Origin of the sequence: Eisenbergiella porci, from assembly GCF_009696275.1 — a bacterium.
Taxonomy (GTDB): Bacteria; Bacillota; Clostridia; order Lachnospirales; family Lachnospiraceae; genus Eisenbergiella; species Eisenbergiella porci.
In genome coordinates this window covers 1-15,745 of sequence record NZ_VUMI01000034.1, presented here as the reverse complement: position 1 = coordinate 15,745, position 15,745 = coordinate 1, and the positions used below count along the sequence as shown (strand labels likewise).

16 protein-coding genes and 2 pseudogenes are annotated in these 15,745 nt (G+C 45.3%); 8 read left to right on the top strand and 10 right to left on the bottom strand.

Annotated features, from left to right (window positions below; genetic code table 11):
- Window positions 1–60 precede the first annotated feature (60 nt).
- The 3 genes from FYJ45_RS18660 to FYJ45_RS18650 form a co-directional block, all read right to left on the bottom strand.
- Window positions 61–525 (bottom strand): helix-turn-helix domain-containing protein, encoded by a 465-nt coding sequence (locus tag FYJ45_RS18660; RefSeq protein WP_154466528.1) that lies wholly within the window; start codon window positions 523–525, stop codon window positions 61–63.
- A gap of 565 nt (window positions 526–1,090) precedes the next feature.
- Window positions 1,091–1,744 (bottom strand): hypothetical protein, encoded by a 654-nt coding sequence (locus FYJ45_RS18655; protein ID WP_154466526.1) that lies wholly within the window; start codon window positions 1,742–1,744, stop codon window positions 1,091–1,093.
- Window positions 1,728–2,087 (bottom strand): hypothetical protein, encoded by a 360-nt coding sequence (locus tag FYJ45_RS18650; protein ID WP_154466524.1) that lies wholly within the window; start codon window positions 2,085–2,087, stop codon window positions 1,728–1,730. Before FYJ45_RS18650 ends, FYJ45_RS18655 begins: the two co-directional genes overlap by 17 nt.
- A 434-nt stretch (window positions 2,088–2,521) precedes the next feature.
- Between FYJ45_RS18650 and FYJ45_RS18645 the strand changes: the two genes are divergently transcribed.
- The 4 genes and pseudogenes from FYJ45_RS18645 to FYJ45_RS32770 all read left to right on the top strand — a co-directional run.
- Window positions 2,522–3,538, top strand: a complete 1,017-nt coding sequence (locus FYJ45_RS18645) for a hypothetical protein (protein WP_276893380.1) — start codon at window positions 2,522–2,524, stop codon at window positions 3,536–3,538.
- 347 nt (window positions 3,539–3,885) lie between these two features.
- Window positions 3,886–4,212 carry a CAT RNA binding domain-containing protein gene (locus FYJ45_RS30830; protein ID WP_235930883.1) on the top strand — a complete coding sequence of 109 codons (327 nt, stop codon included), beginning with the start codon at window positions 3,886–3,888 and terminating at the stop codon, window positions 4,210–4,212.
- Window positions 4,203–5,473: pseudogene (locus tag FYJ45_RS18640) on the top strand (glucose PTS transporter subunit IIA); the annotation flags it as partial. The gene FYJ45_RS30830 and the pseudogene FYJ45_RS18640, both read left to right, overlap by 10 nt.
- Window positions 5,474–5,510: 37 nt before the next feature.
- A pseudogene (locus FYJ45_RS32770) lies at window positions 5,511–5,690 on the top strand (family 1 glycosylhydrolase); the annotation flags it as partial.
- 239 nt (window positions 5,691–5,929) lie between these two features.
- Here FYJ45_RS32770 and FYJ45_RS18630 read toward each other — a convergent pair.
- The 6 genes from FYJ45_RS18630 to FYJ45_RS18605 form a co-directional block, all read right to left on the bottom strand.
- Window positions 5,930–6,181: a hypothetical protein gene (locus FYJ45_RS18630; RefSeq protein ID WP_154466522.1), complete on the bottom strand. Its 252-nt coding sequence runs from the start codon at window positions 6,179–6,181 to the stop codon at window positions 5,930–5,932.
- Between the two features lie 86 nt (window positions 6,182–6,267).
- Entirely contained in the window at window positions 6,268–6,960 is a 693-nt protein-coding gene (locus FYJ45_RS18625; RefSeq protein ID WP_154466520.1) for an ABC transporter permease, read from the bottom strand.
- A gap of 1 nt (window position 6,961) precedes the next feature.
- Window positions 6,962–7,873, bottom strand: coding sequence for an ABC transporter ATP-binding protein (locus FYJ45_RS18620; protein WP_154466518.1), 912 nt, complete (start codon window positions 7,871–7,873; stop codon window positions 6,962–6,964).
- 74 nt (window positions 7,874–7,947) lie between these two features.
- Window positions 7,948–8,868 carry a sensor histidine kinase gene (locus FYJ45_RS18615; protein WP_154466516.1) on the bottom strand — a complete coding sequence of 307 codons (921 nt, stop codon included), beginning with the start codon at window positions 8,866–8,868 and terminating at the stop codon, window positions 7,948–7,950.
- Window positions 8,869–9,561: a response regulator transcription factor gene (locus FYJ45_RS18610; RefSeq protein ID WP_154466514.1), complete on the bottom strand. Its 693-nt coding sequence runs from the start codon at window positions 9,559–9,561 to the stop codon at window positions 8,869–8,871.
- Window positions 9,562–9,701: 140 nt separating this feature from the next.
- Window positions 9,702–10,205 (bottom strand): GNAT family N-acetyltransferase, encoded by a 504-nt coding sequence (locus tag FYJ45_RS18605; RefSeq protein ID WP_154466512.1) that lies wholly within the window; start codon window positions 10,203–10,205, stop codon window positions 9,702–9,704.
- A 284-nt stretch (window positions 10,206–10,489) separates the two neighbouring features.
- On the opposite strand from FYJ45_RS18605, the gene FYJ45_RS18600 reads away from it, so the two are divergent.
- The 4 genes from FYJ45_RS18600 (at window position 10,490) to FYJ45_RS18585 (ending at window position 14,464) form a co-directional block, all read left to right on the top strand.
- Window positions 10,490–11,179: a M24 family metallopeptidase gene (locus FYJ45_RS18600; RefSeq protein ID WP_154466510.1), complete on the top strand. Its 690-nt coding sequence runs from the start codon at window positions 10,490–10,492 to the stop codon at window positions 11,177–11,179.
- Between the two features lie 14 nt (window positions 11,180–11,193).
- Window positions 11,194–11,490 carry a M24 family metallopeptidase gene (locus tag FYJ45_RS18595; protein ID WP_154466508.1) on the top strand — a complete coding sequence of 99 codons (297 nt, stop codon included), beginning with the start codon at window positions 11,194–11,196 and terminating at the stop codon, window positions 11,488–11,490.
- A 49-nt stretch (window positions 11,491–11,539) separates the two neighbouring features.
- Window positions 11,540–12,664 (top strand): ethanolamine utilization protein EutH, encoded by a 1,125-nt coding sequence (locus FYJ45_RS18590; protein ID WP_154466506.1) that lies wholly within the window; start codon window positions 11,540–11,542, stop codon window positions 12,662–12,664.
- 357 nt (window positions 12,665–13,021) lie between these two features.
- Entirely contained in the window at window positions 13,022–14,464 is a 1,443-nt protein-coding gene (locus FYJ45_RS18585) for an alpha-L-fucosidase (protein ID WP_154466504.1), read from the top strand.
- Between the two features lie 77 nt (window positions 14,465–14,541).
- Here FYJ45_RS18585 and FYJ45_RS18580 read toward each other — a convergent pair whose 3' ends face one another.
- Window positions 14,542–15,420 (bottom strand): hypothetical protein, encoded by an 879-nt coding sequence (locus FYJ45_RS18580; RefSeq protein WP_154466502.1) that lies wholly within the window; start codon window positions 15,418–15,420, stop codon window positions 14,542–14,544.
- Between the last annotated feature and the right edge of the window lie 325 nt (window positions 15,421–15,745).

The following is a 15,745-nucleotide window of genomic DNA, read 5'->3' as shown; positions in this document are numbered from 1 at the left end:
CCGGTCAAATTGTCTGGCGTTGCTGTTGGAAAATTTTTGGACAGCGGTATTTCCAGAACTTCATTTTCTGAGAAAGCTTCTGCCGATACAATATACGCCAACCAGTATTTCACCGACAGAAATCCCAAAAAGAACGCCTGACATAAAATCTTTCATATTGGAACCGCCGACAGTGTGGGACATCAGCAGCATGGCGATACCAATTACGATAAGGAACATGCCGTACATGGTCGCTTTTTGATTCTCAAGCTCCTGAGTTCTTCTGAGCAGATCCGTAATTTGCTTTTCATCGTACATACGAATACTGTCATCAGCAGCGTCTTCGGCATCTATGAATTCGGATATCGTAATTCCCAGCGTGTTGCATAAATTTTCTATAATGCTGTAATCCGGCATGCATTTGCCATTTTCCCATTTGGAGATGGTCTTGTTGGAAACGCCAAGCTTTTCCGCAAGCTGTGTTTGTGTCAGGTTTTTCGCTTTCCTTTTTTGATAGATATATTTTCCGATAGCTGACTGGTCCATTGTGTTACCTCCGTGTATTGATGGCGTAATTTGTAATTGATTAATTCCTGTACGGCTGGTAAAGTCTATCCAAACGGATATGTCTGCCTACGCAGATATCACCACGAATGAAAATTGATTGCTACATGCTGTGAACTCCTGCAGCCGCTGCCGGCATTTACAAACTGGCCTGCTGAAGAATTACTATAATTGTAACCTTATAACAGAAATAATAATATCCCCCGGAAGTAGAATATGGGTAGAATTGTAGCTATGTTTTTTATGTCAGTTATTATTAAATTTTCAGGGTGCACAGGCACTTATTCAAGTGAAAAATTTAAGTTATAGATAAAGAGTTTTGTGCATAGATTCTCGTAATTTATTTAATGCATGTTTTTTCTGATTAATTGCCTGTCTGGTTTTATGTTGATTTTTTGCTATATCAGAAGAATATTCCAAAACATATATTAAATATATAATTTCCATTTCTTCTGAATTTAGAATTTTATCAAATTCGTACTCAATGAGAAACATATCATCATAATACGAATTCTGGTTACTCTGCTGTTTTACACGCAGGTTATGCTCATTTTGTATGATTGATAATGTGTAAAAATTGCAAAGCCCAAAATGTTAAATCACACTCCAACGCATGTGGTTTATTATAATCTTCTTCAAGCCCAATATCGCAATATGCCGATGGAATCCGGTAAGTTCTTAATTGTTGTTTCTGATAAGAAGATAGTTCCCATTTCAAAATGCCATCTTTTGAAAGCGTTTCTTCTAAATTATTCATACTCTCCCGTATCCCTTTCACTTTTGTACCAACACCCAGCATAGCAATTTCGGTTAAAACTCTGCGATAAAGAATAAAGTCAATATTATCAATGGAAAATATTTTAATTGGTCTAAAAAGCAATCCGACGGAATAGTAATTATTTTTAACTTTTACCTGCAAATTGTTATCTGCAGGCAGAATACTGTCTCGATGGTTTATTGCAGCAGCTAACAATTCAATATTCCCGGGCGTTCTCCAGTTTTGCGTATAAGCAAGCCCGACTAAATGATAGACAGAGGGTAAAAATGTGCTTTCTTCTATGTATGGATAGCAATATTTCCCTTTTCTTTGATTGGTTTTTGTGATGTCGGATAGCTTCTCTATTTTTAAAACATCAGCGAATGCTTGTAAAGCTGCATTCTGATATTTTTTAACTTCTGTATCGTCACCATATCCAAGCATAGCTTGACAACAATCTTGCTGCTGCTTCACCTTCTTTTAGCTGTAATTCTTTATTGTTTCCGGTATGCATACCTATGCCAATATATCCATTTGGTTTTACATAACTTTTAACAAGTTTGAAATTAGTTGTTTGCATTACCTTTTCAAACAGGTTTTCTTCCTCTGTTTTGCTTAAATCTTTTAAAATTTCTTTATGAAGCCGATATTTAATTACATCTCCCGCATTTTCAAGGAGAAAATCAACAGACTTTGATAAATCCTGTTGTTTACTTTTCAAATTATTTGCAAATCCATAAATAATTATTTGTAAAAAAGAGTTTGAGGATACTTCCCAATAAGTCATTTTTTTGAAGTATTGCCACACTTCCTAAGCTTGAATCGTGATTTTACCTCCCTATGCGGAATGGATAGAAACTACTATGGCAAGGGAGATAAACGAAACAATTATTTACACCCATGTGGAATATAATCCCGTCTAATAATATATCTGAAAACCGCTTTAAATAAAACGGCATATATGGTATTATTTAAAAACACCGGCGGCCGGGCATGTGTAAGAGTCTGTCAGCCGCAATTAGTTTTCATTTACCAATTCATAAAATATCTCATATAATCTGTCCGGATCGGACAACACTTTCAACTAATTTTTAGTTAAGCATTATGAATCAGATAATAAGATACATCAGATAGTAAGATACGGTTGCCCGGTGACGGATTTTCAGCTATAATTGTATGGAAGACAGGCATCTGCACATGGCTTACGGAACAGGAGGCCGTGTGGATAAACACGAACAGAAAGAAAAAGGTAAACAGACAGAGACAAAGAAAAGCCCGGAAAAAAGGGAACAAACCGGGGGAAAAGCAAAGGCCAGGGCGCGGGAACAGACGGAGGTACAGGAAATCAACCACGAGGACCTGGCTTTGAAAACAGCCGCCCAGTACTTTGGAGAGGAACTGCTGCCCTTATTGGGAATAACGGCGGAGGTAAGATATGCGGCGCCTACCGAAAATATCAGGCTTGAGGCAAGGCAGATGTACCAGGATTTCAATTATATTACTTCGGGAGGAACGTGGATACATCTGGAGTTTGAAAGTGATTCCGTCACAAGGGAAGATCTGAGACGTTTCCGGGAATATGAAGCGGCTACAAGCCGCACATTCCAGGTGGCAGTGATTACATATGTAATCTGTTCCTCAAATGTCAGGAAATTAATGAACAGACTGGCGGAAGGAATCAATGTTTACCAGGTAAATATTATACGTCTGAAGGATAAAAATGCAGACAGTTTAATTTCTGGGCTGGAGAAAAAACAGAAGCAAGGGGAACCGTTGGGAAAAGAGGACCTGGTACCTTTGCTTTTAACCCCGCTCATGTCAGGCCGGCTGAATATCGGGGACAGGATTATCAGAAGCATTGAACTGCTGCAAGGTTCCAGAGCTTTCGTGACGGAAACCGAACTTGAAAAAATGTATGCAGTATTGTATACACTTGCGGATAAGTTTTTAGGTGTGGAAGATTTGAGTAAAGTAAAGGAGCGGATTGCGATGACTAAGTTAGGGACGATGCTGTTTAATGATGGGATTGAGAGAGGCAAGGCAGAAGGCAAGGCGGAAGGAAAAGCAGAAATAGTAGCTATCATCCGGAAAAAGGCAGAAAAAGGACTTGATGTACAAAAGATTGCGGAAGTCATGGAGCTGGATCCGGTTTATGTAAAAAGGATTACAGATCTGCTGACAGAAGCTCCTGCCAGAACTGATTTGCAGGTAGCAGAAATTCTTATTGGACAGGAATAACCGCTGCAAAGACTTCTGACAGCGCAAATGGTTTTCTGCCACAAATGTGCTGCAGTATATGCGGAAGATTGATTTCACAGCGGTATCTGTAGTTTGATTTAATAGGGAAAATGAACAAAATTACTGCTTCTGTTTTGTAAAAAAAAGAGAAAGCGGAATCGTTTCCCAAAAGGAGATTGACTTCCGCTTTTTATCGTGCTAAGCTGAATTTCAGAACAGGATAGCGATTGTGAAAGCATGCTAAACCTATATACAGAAATATGTTTGGAAGCAGGTGTTTCCGGATTTATTTGTGTATGTAGGTTTTTTTGTATTCAAAACTTCAGAACTGTCAGGAGGATGGGGATATGCAGATATACAAGATTCTCAACAATAATGTGGCGGTGGTGCTGGATGAAAATGGCCGGGAAAAAGTCGTAATGGGAAGAGGAATCTGCTTCAAAAAGAAGGTTGGTGAACTGATTCCCGATGAAATAATCGATAAGACCTTCTTCCTTTCCGGTTCGGAGGCCAACAGCAAATTTCAGGCGCTGGTACAGGATATTCCCATGGAACACATTGCCATCGGGGAAGAAATAATTTCCCGTGCCAGGGAACAGCTGGGTAAAAAGCTCAGCGACATGCTGTACATATCCCTGATTGATCATGTCCATACCTCTATCGTCTTTTTGTAGTTTATTTTGCTTCCAAATGTGAAAAATTCTTTAATAAATTTATTCCTGATCTGGTAAAATTTTTCTTTGTGCCGATGCTTACGCTGTTGGTGAGCATTCCGGCAGGCTTCCTGTTGATTGGGCCGCTGGCAACCTTTGGTTCCACGCTGATTGCCCAGGGGGTTATGACGGTGCGTAACTTCAGCCCGATGCTGGCCGGCGCGCTGGTTGGGCTGACCTGGCAGATTCTTGTTATTTTCGGACTTCACTGGGGGGTTATTCCGGTGTATATCAATAACATTATGACCAACGGCTATGACAATGTAATGATGCCCTTTTTTGCATGTACCTTTGCTACATCGGCGGTGGTTCTTGCAATCTTTTTCAAAACAAAGAACAGACAGCTGAAGGAAATGGCGCTGCCTAATTTTATTTCCGGTATTTTCGGGGTGACCGAGCCTGCCATTTACGGAATTCTCCTTCCGTTAAAAAAGCCGTTTATTATCAGCTGTATTGCCGGCTGTATCGGCGGCGGTTTTTATGGGGCCTTTAATTTCCGTAAATTTATGATGGGCGGCATGGGGATTTTTGAATTCCCGGCCATGATTGAGCCTGACGGCGGGATGGGAAATCTGATTGTGGCCCTGGCAGGTGTGGCGATTACTATGGTGATTGTTTTTGCGGCAACTATGATTTTTTATAAGGATGATAAGAAAACGGCAGAAGAAACGGCGACAGGAGATCGTAAAGCGGAAGGCGGATCGGTGGAAGCTGAGGGAGCATCTGAGACAGTACCTGAAAAGGCGGAGACACGGGCCGCCCTGCTTCATCAGACGCAGCTTTACAGTCCGCTCAGAGGAAGGGTGCTGAAGCTGGAAACGCTGAAGGATGATGCCTTTGCGTCCGGTGTGCTGGGAAAAGGTGTTGGGATTTGGCCGGAGGAGGGGAATGTGTATGCGCCTGCTGACGGCGTGGTTTCCGTACTTTTCCCGACGCTGCATGCCATTGGTTTTTCGACGGACGAGGGCGTGGAGCTCCTGATCCATATCGGTCTGGATACCGTCCAGCTGAATGGGGAAGGTTTTCAGGCCAGGGTTGCACAGGGAGACCGGGTGAAAAAGGACAGCTTCTGGTGAGCTTTGACATGGCGTTTATCGAGGGAAAAGGATATTGCCTGGAAACGCCCGTGCTGATAACTAATTCAGACGACTATCTTGAGGTGGTGGAAACTGCCGCAGAGCATGTGGCGCAGGGCGATGTGCTGCTGAAGGTGTTAAAATAAGAGAGCGGAGGTGGCGATATGGGATTTCCAAAAGATTATGCTTGCCAGGGACGGCTCCCACAGGTATCCTGCGGCGGAAGCGGTTGACATGTATCATCACTTCCGGGAGGACATCCGGCTCTTTGGCGAGATGGGATTTAAAACCTACCGGCTGAGTATTTCCTGTACCCGTATTTTCCCGGAGGGAGATGAAACGGAGCCGAACGAAGAGGGGCTGACCAATGAAACGGCGGGCTCAGACCGGGAGCTGGCGCTGATCAAGGACAGCTATGCCAATTCCATGGTGCCGTTTCTGGCCCATCATTATAAAAAAATCTATGTGTTTGACACCAGTATTACAAGCAGGGTCCGTCCGCCTTTATCAAAGAGCACCCGGGCATTACGGATGTACTGATTCTTTATAATATGAACACACTGGATTCGGATCTGGGAATCCGTGGGATCTACTGATATAGTTTAGTCAAAGGCTGTAAATTCCGCAACGCTTCTTTCCCTGCGAAGCTCCTGCCGGGCAGCGGGGGATGGGGCGGCCTGCGGTGTATTGGGGCAGCCCAACTGCCGGCTGAATTCCAGATTGGCCTGGATCAGGTTGTATTCCAGCAGAACCTGCAGGGTCTGCGAAAGACATTCCGGGGTTTTGCAGTTTACCTCACATACATCCTTCAGGGAATGGGACAGGTTGAGAATGTCCAGAGAAGTGATCGCCATAGCCTGCTCCTGTATTTTTCCTGTTTCTATATTGTATTGGGCGGGGAGGGGAATTGTGCATGGCAGATACAATCCGCATATTTTTGTCAGTAGATTTGCGGAACATTCTTTTTAAACGCATGGAAAGTAAATACTGCGGTAATCCCGGTCACCAGACAAACTTGAAGCAGCGATTCCTGGTAGGTTGAATTTTTTGAAATCATCAGCTGCCGTAAAAAGATTGTCAAAAGCGATGTAATGATTGCCGCGGGGACTGATTTACGAACCATCCCGATGATAAACGGCCACAAGGATAATACCGTACAGATAATAATGCTGATAGCAGCGGAGGGTATCCAGGTTTGAAGAAATACGGGCTGAAATGTACCGTCAAGCATATCAAAGGCTTTATCCGCCGCAATAATATATCCGCAGCAGCACAGATACGCAGCAGCCATAGAGAGTGCGGTATATACCATGATGAGGATTAGTTTAGCGGCAATCAGCTGTCTGCGGTTAACTGGATAAGAGAACATGATAGTAATCGTTTTCTGATTATACTCCGCTATCACTGTATGGGCGGTTAATACCGAAGCATAAACTAAAAAAATCATCATGATTAAGAGGCCGGTTACAAGAAATGTGCTGTCAAAGGAATCCTTTGTCTGTTGCGGATCCGTCATGCTGTCCACTAAAGACACTGTAAGGAAAAAAATGCTGAAAAGGATTGCGGCGAAAGTGAATATAATATTTCGCATCACTCCAAACTTTTTCAATTCTAACTTAAGCAGGTGCGCCATATCATTTTTCCTCCTCTGTAAGCTGGAAGAAATAATCTTCCAATGTATCATGTTTACGTCCTATGCTTTCCAGGCCAATACCATTTTCTATGAGAGCTTTTGAAAGTGCTTTACCTGAAATATCGGAATCGTAAATACGGATAAATTCTTTATCCAATACACTGAAGCCTGTAAGGCCCATTTTTTCAAGCAATGCGGCTGTGTGGTTCACATCGTCAACCTGCAGGCTGAGGTATTCTGTCTGATGCCTGTGGATTTCCTCAATAGGCAATTCTGCCAAAAGCTTCCCGCGCCGGATAATTCCAATCGTATCGGCAATTAAATCAACCTCGGACAGGATATGGCTGGAAATAAAAATGGTCGTGCCGTCTTCCTGATTTAACCGCCGGAACAATGTCCGCATTTCACGGATGCCCTCGGGATCTAATGCGTTGATTGGTTCGTCCAGAATCAAAAATTCCGGCCGCGCCAGAATAGCTCTTGCGATTGCCAGCCGCTGTTTCATGCCTAAAGAGTAATGGCGGATTTGCTTGCCCTCTGTATTCTGTAAGTCAGTCATTTGCAGGACCTCATCAATCCGTTCTTTATTTGGGAAGCCCATATACTCGCAATGAAGCTCCAGGTTTTGACGGGCTGTCATTTTCTCGTAAAAGTACGGGTTTTCAATGATGGAACCCACTCTTTTGAAAATTTCGCAGCTGGAATCAGTAACCTTTTCACCAAAAAGGTGAACTTCACCTGCCTCCGGCCGGATAAGGTTCAGGATCATTTTCATTACCGTGCTTTTTCCCGCGCCGTTTGGCCCGACAAAACCATAAATGGCTCCTTTGGGGATGTGGATATTAACATTGTCTGCAACCACGTTTCCCTTATAGGATTTTCGCAGTCTTGCTGTTTCCATAATATAATCCATTTTGTATGCCTCCTTTATGGGTGTCATTATACAAAACAGACCTCTCTTTTCTCTGCCTGAAATCTAACTTTTTTCTAACTTTTTAAGATAACTGAGAAAACTGTTTTCTCATTCGGTATGCTGTGGACCTGTAATTGTGCCCCAATCTTTGCGGAAAGGTTGTTTGATATCGCAAGCCCCAGGCCATTGCCTGAGGACTTTGGGGCAGTCGTATAATTCCTTGTGAAGATCTTTTTTTGCTGCTGTGGCGGCATCCCTTTTCCGTGATCCTCTATTTCAATGATGCATTTTTCTTTAGAGACAATGAGGCGCAAGGCAATATACTTTCCCACACCTCCATGCCGGATTGCGTTATCTATCAGGTTTTTTAAAATACGCTGCAGGGTGTCCCTGTCTGTATCAGCAAAGACCGGTTTCTCAGGTATCTGTATTTCTACTTCAAATTGTTGCTTTTCAAGCATATCGTAATAATCTAAAATTGTATCCTGGCATATTCCGGAAATATTTTCTTTTTGCAGCTTTAATGGAAAATCGCCGGAAGCAATTTTGGACATTGTAAAATAATCATTGATTGTCGTTATTAAATCATCCGCTTTACGGTCAATCTTAACAGCCATTCTGTGAATGCTTTCCGGTACTGCTGAATCGTCTGTTTCGTCAGCCAGCATTTCGCTGTTCCCTTTGAGCACAGTGAGAGGAGTACGGATGTCGTGAGAAATATTCGTCAGAACCTGTGACATCACTTTTTGGGCCTGCTCAAAACTTGACTTATTTGTATAGAAGTCCTGAAGCAATGTGTTAATGGCAGTCCCCAGTTCCTTTATACAAAGGTTGTCGGTTGGACAAAGCACGAAGCCGTTTTCAGATGCAATGGAAAGCAACGCCAGCCGTTTACTGATATAACCAATATCTTTCTGCAGATTTTTGTACTGTATCCGCTGACAAATCAATACAAGCATCAATATGGCCGAAAACATGGCAAAACAAATCCACATTTAGTTATCCTCCATTTTGTAGCCTATTCCCCATAAAGTTTTAATATAGGTTGCAGTATCGTCCGGGCTTCTTTTCAGCTTTAAACGCAGTCGGTTGATATGGGTATTCAATACATTTTCATTTCCAAAATAAGGTTCCTTCCAAATGAGTTCATATAGACGTTCTTTTGAAAATGCCTGTCCCGGATGGGTTCCCAGTAAATGTAATAGTTCAAATTCCGTTGGCGTCAAATCAATGGGAATCCCCTGACGCCTGACGGTATGGCTTACCGGGTCTATCTCCAAATCCTTAATTTTAACAGCCATATCACACGGTAAAGGCTGGTAGGTTCTGGACCGCCTGATATTGGCTTTAATTCTGGCGGCAAGCTCGATAAGAGAGAAGGGCTTTACAACATAGTCATCAGCTCCCAGGTTTAATCCCAGTGATTTGTCGGTATCGTTATCTTTTGCAGTGATTATGATAATTGGGATGGTACTGACTTTCCGGATGGCTTTGATAATTTCCATGCCGTTCATGTCCGGCAGCATGAGATCTATGAGAGCAAGCGCATATTCATTATAATCCGTGATACTGTGAAAAGCTGTTTTTCCGTCACAAAAAGGGAATACAATAAATTCTCCGGATAAATAGTCCTTTACCATAGTTCTGATTTCTTCATCGTCTTCAATTAATATGATTTTATGTTCCATTTCGATTGCTCCTTGTGGTTTCTGTGATAAGGCTGAGCGGCGGAAACCAGGGCAGGAGGAAAGCAGTAACGGCAGCGGCAATACCAAATGGCTGGTCAGGAGGAAATCCCTGCTGCCTTTTTTCCTGTCCTCTGATATAATCAATTTAAGTTGTTTCCTGGCTCCCTTTGATAGGCAAGACGTTCGCTCCCATCCTTTACATAAATAATCCCGCATCTGCGGAAACCGTATTTTTCCAGCAAATGCTGCATGGTCAGATTATTCCGGTGCGTATCCGCACAAAGATTGGGAATACGGTTCAGGCAGAAGGTCAGGCATTCCGCAAAGCAGCCCTTGCGCGTACCGTCGCTGCCCAGCCTGTGGATTGTCCCATAAGGTGAGTTGTTGAGCCATGCGCCCTGTTCAATCCGCAGATAAGTGGGATCCTCTCCGATAATTAAAGCGAAAACAAAGTGGATTTTCTCCTTGTCGTCCGTGCCAACAAAGCATTGCCCCAGACGGATATCCTCTTTTACAAGCTCCTCCGACGGATAGGCTGCGCCCCATTGCGCGGCATTTCCGTTTTCCGCCATGTATTTTCTGGCCTGTGCATATACCGCCATTATTTCTGGTAAATCAGTAATTTGTGCAGTCCTGATGATCATAATTTCTGTCTCCTCATTTCGCATAAACTTGAAACGGCCTGATTCCCGCGTGCAGCGGCCAAACGGACACCCCTGTGTTTTCAAAGCATTACAAGTATGATGGCCCGTTGTATGCGGCGGGGCTAACCGGATGTTACATCCGCCTCATTATACCATGATTAATGCCGGAGGCACACAGGCATAAATACGATATATGAAGTCAAGAACGTTCCCGTCATTAATGATAGCATAAAAGTGTGAGGTGAGCAAAATGGAACAAGCTGAATAGGAAAAAATATTGGCCTATGTGGACTGCCATATCCACGAGAAAATCGCTGGAAGAAGCGGCGGAGGGTTTCTGCACCAGAGTGGAAATAATGCTGTTGCAGGATGGAAGGGTGCGGATCAGAGATAATGGAAGAGGGCTCCCCCTTTCGGAGGATATTCAGGCCGACAGAATGGTGCTGAATAAAATACTGGCGGGAAAACCGGTTACCAATGCAGAGTACAGCCAGATGGGGGATTTGGTCCGGGCAGGGATGCAGACGGTGAATTCCCTGTGTGGAAAGCCTGCAGGTTATGGTATACCGGGACGGCAGAAGCTTCCGGCAGGATTATGTGAGGGGGATTGCACAGTACATTTGCTTGCAAAAAAAGTAAAATTGGAATATCCTTATTTACGGATTGAAAATGCGAACGTCCTTATCCGCAGCTTAAGGACGATAAAGCAGGCCTGTGAAATAGAGGACATGCGGGAAGCGGAGAAGATTACAAGGGACGGAATCGTTGCCATGATGAAGGCTTCCCGCCCCGGAATGTATGAATACCAGTACAAAGCGGAATTTGACTACGCGCTGGGACAGCACGGGCCGCAGGGGCCGGCCTTCCCTTCCATTATTTCTGCCGGGAAAAATAATTTCTGTATCCATTATTATCAATATAAAGGACAGGCCCGGGACGGAGATATGAACAGCGCAAGGATGAACTGCAGCTGATCAGCAAAAGGGTGATGGCTGACGAACTGGTGAAGGCAGGCATCCTGTCGGCACCGGAGGAAATAGACAAATATTATCTGCATGGCTCAGGGCATTTTATCGGTCTGTATACCCATGATGTAGGGGAGGATCCGGATAACCTGCTGCAGAAGGATATGATGTTTACCCTGGAACCCGGGCTCTATTTCCCGGAAGAGGGCATTGGCATCAGAATCGAAGATACGCTCCTGGTAACGGAGGACGGCTGCGAAGTCCTTACCGCCGATATTCCGAAAACGGTAGTGGAAATTGAAGCCTTTATGCAATCGTAAGGGAAGGACAGCTGCGTATATTACAGGTACATAGTGAGGAGGAAACACAATGAACCAGGTAATCCTGTGGATCATGGCGGCGGGCGTGGTGCTCGGCGGTATTGACAGGATTTTCGGAAGCCCGAAGGGCTACGGAAAGAAATTTGAGGAAGGTTTTTTCTTTTTGGGGCCCATGGCCCTTTCCATGGCCGGTATGATCTGCCTGGCGCCTGTATTGGCGAAGACGCTTGGCAGGCTCATCATACCGGCCTTCGGCCTGCTGGGCGTTGACCCGGCTATGTTTGGCGGCCTGCTGGCAATTGATATGGGCGGCTATCAGCTGGCCTGCAGTTTAGCCCAAAATCCACTGATGGGGCAGTATGCGGGGATTGTTATCGCCGCTGTTTTTGGCTGTACCGTTGTGTTTACCATACCGGTGGGGATGGGAATTGTGGAAAAAGAGGACAAACCGCTGTTTGCGCAGGGAATCATGATCGGACTGATGGTCATGCCCGTCTCCCTTGTTGCGGGAGGCCTTGTGTGCGGCCTGTCATTGTTGGAGATTGTCCATCAGAACCTGCCTGTGCTCGTGTTTTCCCTGCTCCTTCTGCTGGGACTAAAAAAAGCGCCCGCCGCCATGATAAAGGGCTTCGCCATATTTGCCTCAGGGATTCAGATTCTTATTACCATTGGTCTGGTGATTGCGGCGGTGACCTCCCTTACGGGCCTTGTCATCATACCCGGCATGGCCCCTCTGGAGGATGCCCTGGCCGTCGTCGCTTCCATCGGCATCGTAATGCTGGGAAGCCTTCCCATGGCGGAGCTATTGACCAGGCTTCTGAAGCAGCCGCTCCTGTGGCTGGGTAAAAAATGCGGCATGAACAGCATCAGCGTGGCGGGTTTTCTAGTAGGTATAGTCAGCGCCATACCGGCGATCACGATGCTGAAACATATGGATAAAAGAGGAAAAGTAGTCAATGTGGCCTTCCTGGTGAGCGCCGCCTCCATGCTGGCGGCCCATTTGGGCTTTACGGTGAGCGAAGCGTCGGGAATGCTGCCGGCCCTGCTCGCTGCCAAGCTGTCCGGCGCTTTTGCGGCGATTCCGGCAGCGCTTCTTTTTACAAAGGGGACAGGAGCGAAAGCGTCCGCCGGAAAAACACTGGAAAACAGCAGCACAGCAGGAGAAACAGCATAGAACTCCGCCTGTATATCATGAATAATCCTGCGGCAGCCAGGATGCTTTGCAAAGAGATCCGGAAAGTGGTTTAGGGCAAAATCCGAAGAAAAACCGCAAAGGGGATTCGGAGGATGGATGTGTGCGGCATGCTGCCAAAAAACTGCGGCACTGCGACATTTTGTAACTGAAATAGTCATCTTCCTGTCTAATAAATTATAGCGCATAACGGTATAATTACAGACATACAGAGGGAGAGGGGTTCGGAGGGGAAAAGGGCTTTTCCGAAACAGATACCTCTGAAAAACAAGGAGGAAACTCCTCTGCTCGTCAGAGGGACTCGCATTTTGCTCCGCAAAACAAGGAGGAGGATTAATTATGTCAGAAAATTTTCAGCCCACATTTGAGTCGTTGAGGGCGCATGAATGTCCGAAATGGTTTCAGGATGCCAAATTCGGTATCTGGAGTCATTGGGGGCCGCAGAGCGTGCCGATGTGCGGTGACTGGTATGCAAGAAACATGTATATCCAGGGGAGCCCGCAGTATAATTATCATGTCAGACATTACGGACATCCGTCCAAATTCGGATACAAGGATATCTGTAAACTCTGGAAAGCGGAGAACTTTGATCCGGAGGGGCTGATGGAGCTGTATCACCGGGCGGGCGCCAGGTATTTTGTGGCCCAGGCCATGCACCATGATAATTTTTTCAATTATGAATCACAGGTTAATCGCTTTAACTCCGTCAATATCGGGCCGGGAAAGGATATCTGCTCCCTGTGGAAGGCGGCGGCTGATAAATATCAGATGCCCTTCGGACTGACGGAGCATCTGGGAGCTTCCTTTTCCTGGTGGTATGTAAATAAATGCTCTGACAGCTACGGCCCTTATAAAGGAGTTCCTTATGATGGTAACGATCCGGAGTATCAGGATTTTTACCATGCAAACCAGGAACATATCCAGCCCGGGAATACCGGAGAAATGGCCCAGTGGCTGACCGGGAACCGGAAATTCCAGAAATACTGGCTGGATACCATGAAAGAACTGGTGGATAAATTCCATCCCGCGCTTCTTTACTCGGACAGCGGCCTGCCTTTCGAAGAAGAGGGCTATGCTCCGGGACTGGAAGCAGTGTCTTATCTGTATAATGACTCCATCGCAAGGAATGGTGAAAACCAGGCAATATACACCCAGAAAAACAGAACGCCCGACGTATACCGTGTGGGAACGCTGGATATTGAGAAGAGCCAGCTGCCCGGCGTACAGCCTTACCCGTGGCAGACGGATACCTGTATCGGAAACTGGTTCTATGATGCAAAACAGGTCTATAAAAGGCCTGCGCAGATTATTGAAATGCTTGTGGATATCATTTCAAAGAACGGCGTTATGCTTTTGAATATACTTCAGCGTCCGGACGGAACCATCGACGAGGAGGCGCGTTTCGTTCTGGAGGAGCTGGCAAAATGGTTCGCAGTATGTGCAGAGGGTGTGTATGGAACAAGACCTTTCCGCGTATTTGGCGAAGGAGACACCCGCGTGGTGATTGACGGTTTCCGTGAGGAAAGAGCGGAGTGGAATTCTTCAGATTTCCGTTTTACCAGGAAGGACGATACGGTGTATGCCTTCATGATGCAGGCGCCGGATAACAGGGCGGCGGTCATCAAATCCTTATGTCCGGAGGAAAAAGTGGAGAGCGTACGGCTGCTGGGAGCCGGAGAAGTGGAGTTTGTGCAGAGCTTCGGCGTGCTGACCGTAAAGCTTCCGGAGAAGCTGCCTACGGAATATACGAACTGCCTGGCTTTGAAGCTGGCCGGAAAATAAGCGGCAGAAAAGCGTGGGAATACATAATGGTATAAAAGCAGGGCAGAACCGGGGGAACTCGGTTCTGCCCTGAAATTTTATTTGGAGTCCCAAAGGCGCCGTACCTTTTCACGGGCCTCCTGTTCGCTGATATTAAACCGAAGTTTCAGTTTTTCAACAGTCTGCTCAAAGCTCAGACCTAAATCTTTACAGGTTTCTATGATTCCTTCTTCTATTCCGTCCACTTTTCCGTTCTTATACTCGCTTGCGCGGATTTTTCTCATTTCCTTTTCTTCATTATACTCAAAGATTGACACTGCTATCACCTCCGCTCTCTGTGACGACAGGAAATCTGCCAGAATGCCTTCTCTGGTACATTCCGTTACCGCCCGCTCAACCGCTTCCTCAATCCGCATTCTCTTTGCATATTTTCTGACCCGGTCCACATACTGGCTGTATTCCCTCAATGTCCGGCATTTATCCATCAGCTCTTTATTGTGTCCGAAATTGATATTCAGCATGAGCACCTTCAGTTCCAGCTCCGGTTCTGCCGTCTCTTTTTCAAAAGCATCCGACAGCCGCAGGATCTGCCTTTCCGGCTGCCCGTCTGTGCCGTTGTAAAATACCACGAACCGTGGCACCGGAATTTTCACCAGCGTGGAAGAATATATGGTTTCATCCCGCGTATATTTTTCCAGCTGCTTGGCAATGTATACCAGATCTCTCAGCGGCATATTGGGATTATACGAACCCTGGTGCTCGTACAGATTCATCTCGGAATCCAGCAGGAATGAGATGTCATTCTTAAAATTCATATAAATTGCATTTTCCAGGGTACAGATTGTCAGGTCCTCAGGGCTGTTATACGCGGAATCATTGAGTGCATTATACAACTCCAATAGTTCCTTCTTTTCCCGAAATAGCATACGGAAAACCGTATCCTTCTGATTCCTTACTACGTGCAGTTTTTCTGCCATAAGCTGCTCCTTTCTGTTTGTGTGCGGAGCAGCCTTCCCAATCAGACGCTCCTGCTTTCTTTGTTGGATAGTAAGCATAGAGTTTCTGAATTGAGAATGGAAATTAGACGGCACATGTAGCCAAGATTTGTTAGAAATTTATGCTTGCGTTTATTTTATCACTAATATTGCGTAGATTCAACCTTTTCTGAAAGCACACAGCGCCGAAAGGCGCTGGCAGGTTGTAAATAATCCTCTCGATACTTTTATACTTAAATATTCATTTTCCACATCGCTACGCCCTTTTCATGTTTTTATCCACACCCTTTAGGCATTCGTAGCCTTC

Bases quoted from the DNA above. Each gene is read 5' to 3' on its own strand.
- FYJ45_RS18590 (WP_154466506.1), top strand. From the start codon at position 11,540: ATGAACCAGGTAATCCTGTGGATCATGGCGGCGGGCGTGGTGCTCGGC.
- FYJ45_RS30830 (WP_235930883.1), top strand. From the start codon at position 3,886: ATGCAGATATACAAGATTCTCAACAATAATGTGGCGGTGGTGCTGGAT.
- FYJ45_RS18605 (WP_154466512.1), bottom strand. From the start codon at position 10,205: ATGATCATCAGGACTGCACAAATTACTGATTTACCAGAAATAATGGCG.
- FYJ45_RS18650 (WP_154466524.1), bottom strand. From the start codon at position 2,087: ATGACTTATTGGGAAGTATCCTCAAACTCTTTTTTACAAATAATTATT.
- FYJ45_RS18600 (WP_154466510.1), top strand. From the start codon at position 10,490: ATGTGGACTGCCATATCCACGAGAAAATCGCTGGAAGAAGCGGCGGAG.
- FYJ45_RS18585 (WP_154466504.1), top strand. From the start codon at position 13,022: ATGTCAGAAAATTTTCAGCCCACATTTGAGTCGTTGAGGGCGCATGAA.
- FYJ45_RS18655 (WP_154466526.1), bottom strand. From the start codon at position 1,744: ATGCTTGGATATGGTGACGATACAGAAGTTAAAAAATATCAGAATGCA.
- FYJ45_RS18620 (WP_154466518.1), bottom strand. From the start codon at position 7,873: ATGGATTATATTATGGAAACAGCAAGACTGCGAAAATCCTATAAGGGA.
- FYJ45_RS18610 (WP_154466514.1), bottom strand. From the start codon at position 9,561: ATGGAACATAAAATCATATTAATTGAAGACGATGAAGAAATCAGAACT.
- FYJ45_RS18625 (WP_154466520.1), bottom strand. From the start codon at position 6,960: ATGGCGCACCTGCTTAAGTTAGAATTGAAAAAGTTTGGAGTGATGCGA.
- FYJ45_RS18630 (WP_154466522.1), bottom strand. From the start codon at position 6,181: ATGGCGATCACTTCTCTGGACATTCTCAACCTGTCCCATTCCCTGAAG.
- FYJ45_RS18595 (WP_154466508.1), top strand. From the start codon at position 11,194: ATGGCTGACGAACTGGTGAAGGCAGGCATCCTGTCGGCACCGGAGGAA.
- FYJ45_RS18580 (WP_154466502.1), bottom strand. From the start codon at position 15,420: ATGGCAGAAAAACTGCACGTAGTAAGGAATCAGAAGGATACGGTTTTC.
- FYJ45_RS18660 (WP_154466528.1), bottom strand. From the start codon at position 525: ATGGACCAGTCAGCTATCGGAAAATATATCTATCAAAAAAGGAAAGCG.
- FYJ45_RS18615 (WP_154466516.1), bottom strand. From the start codon at position 8,868: ATGTGGATTTGTTTTGCCATGTTTTCGGCCATATTGATGCTTGTATTG.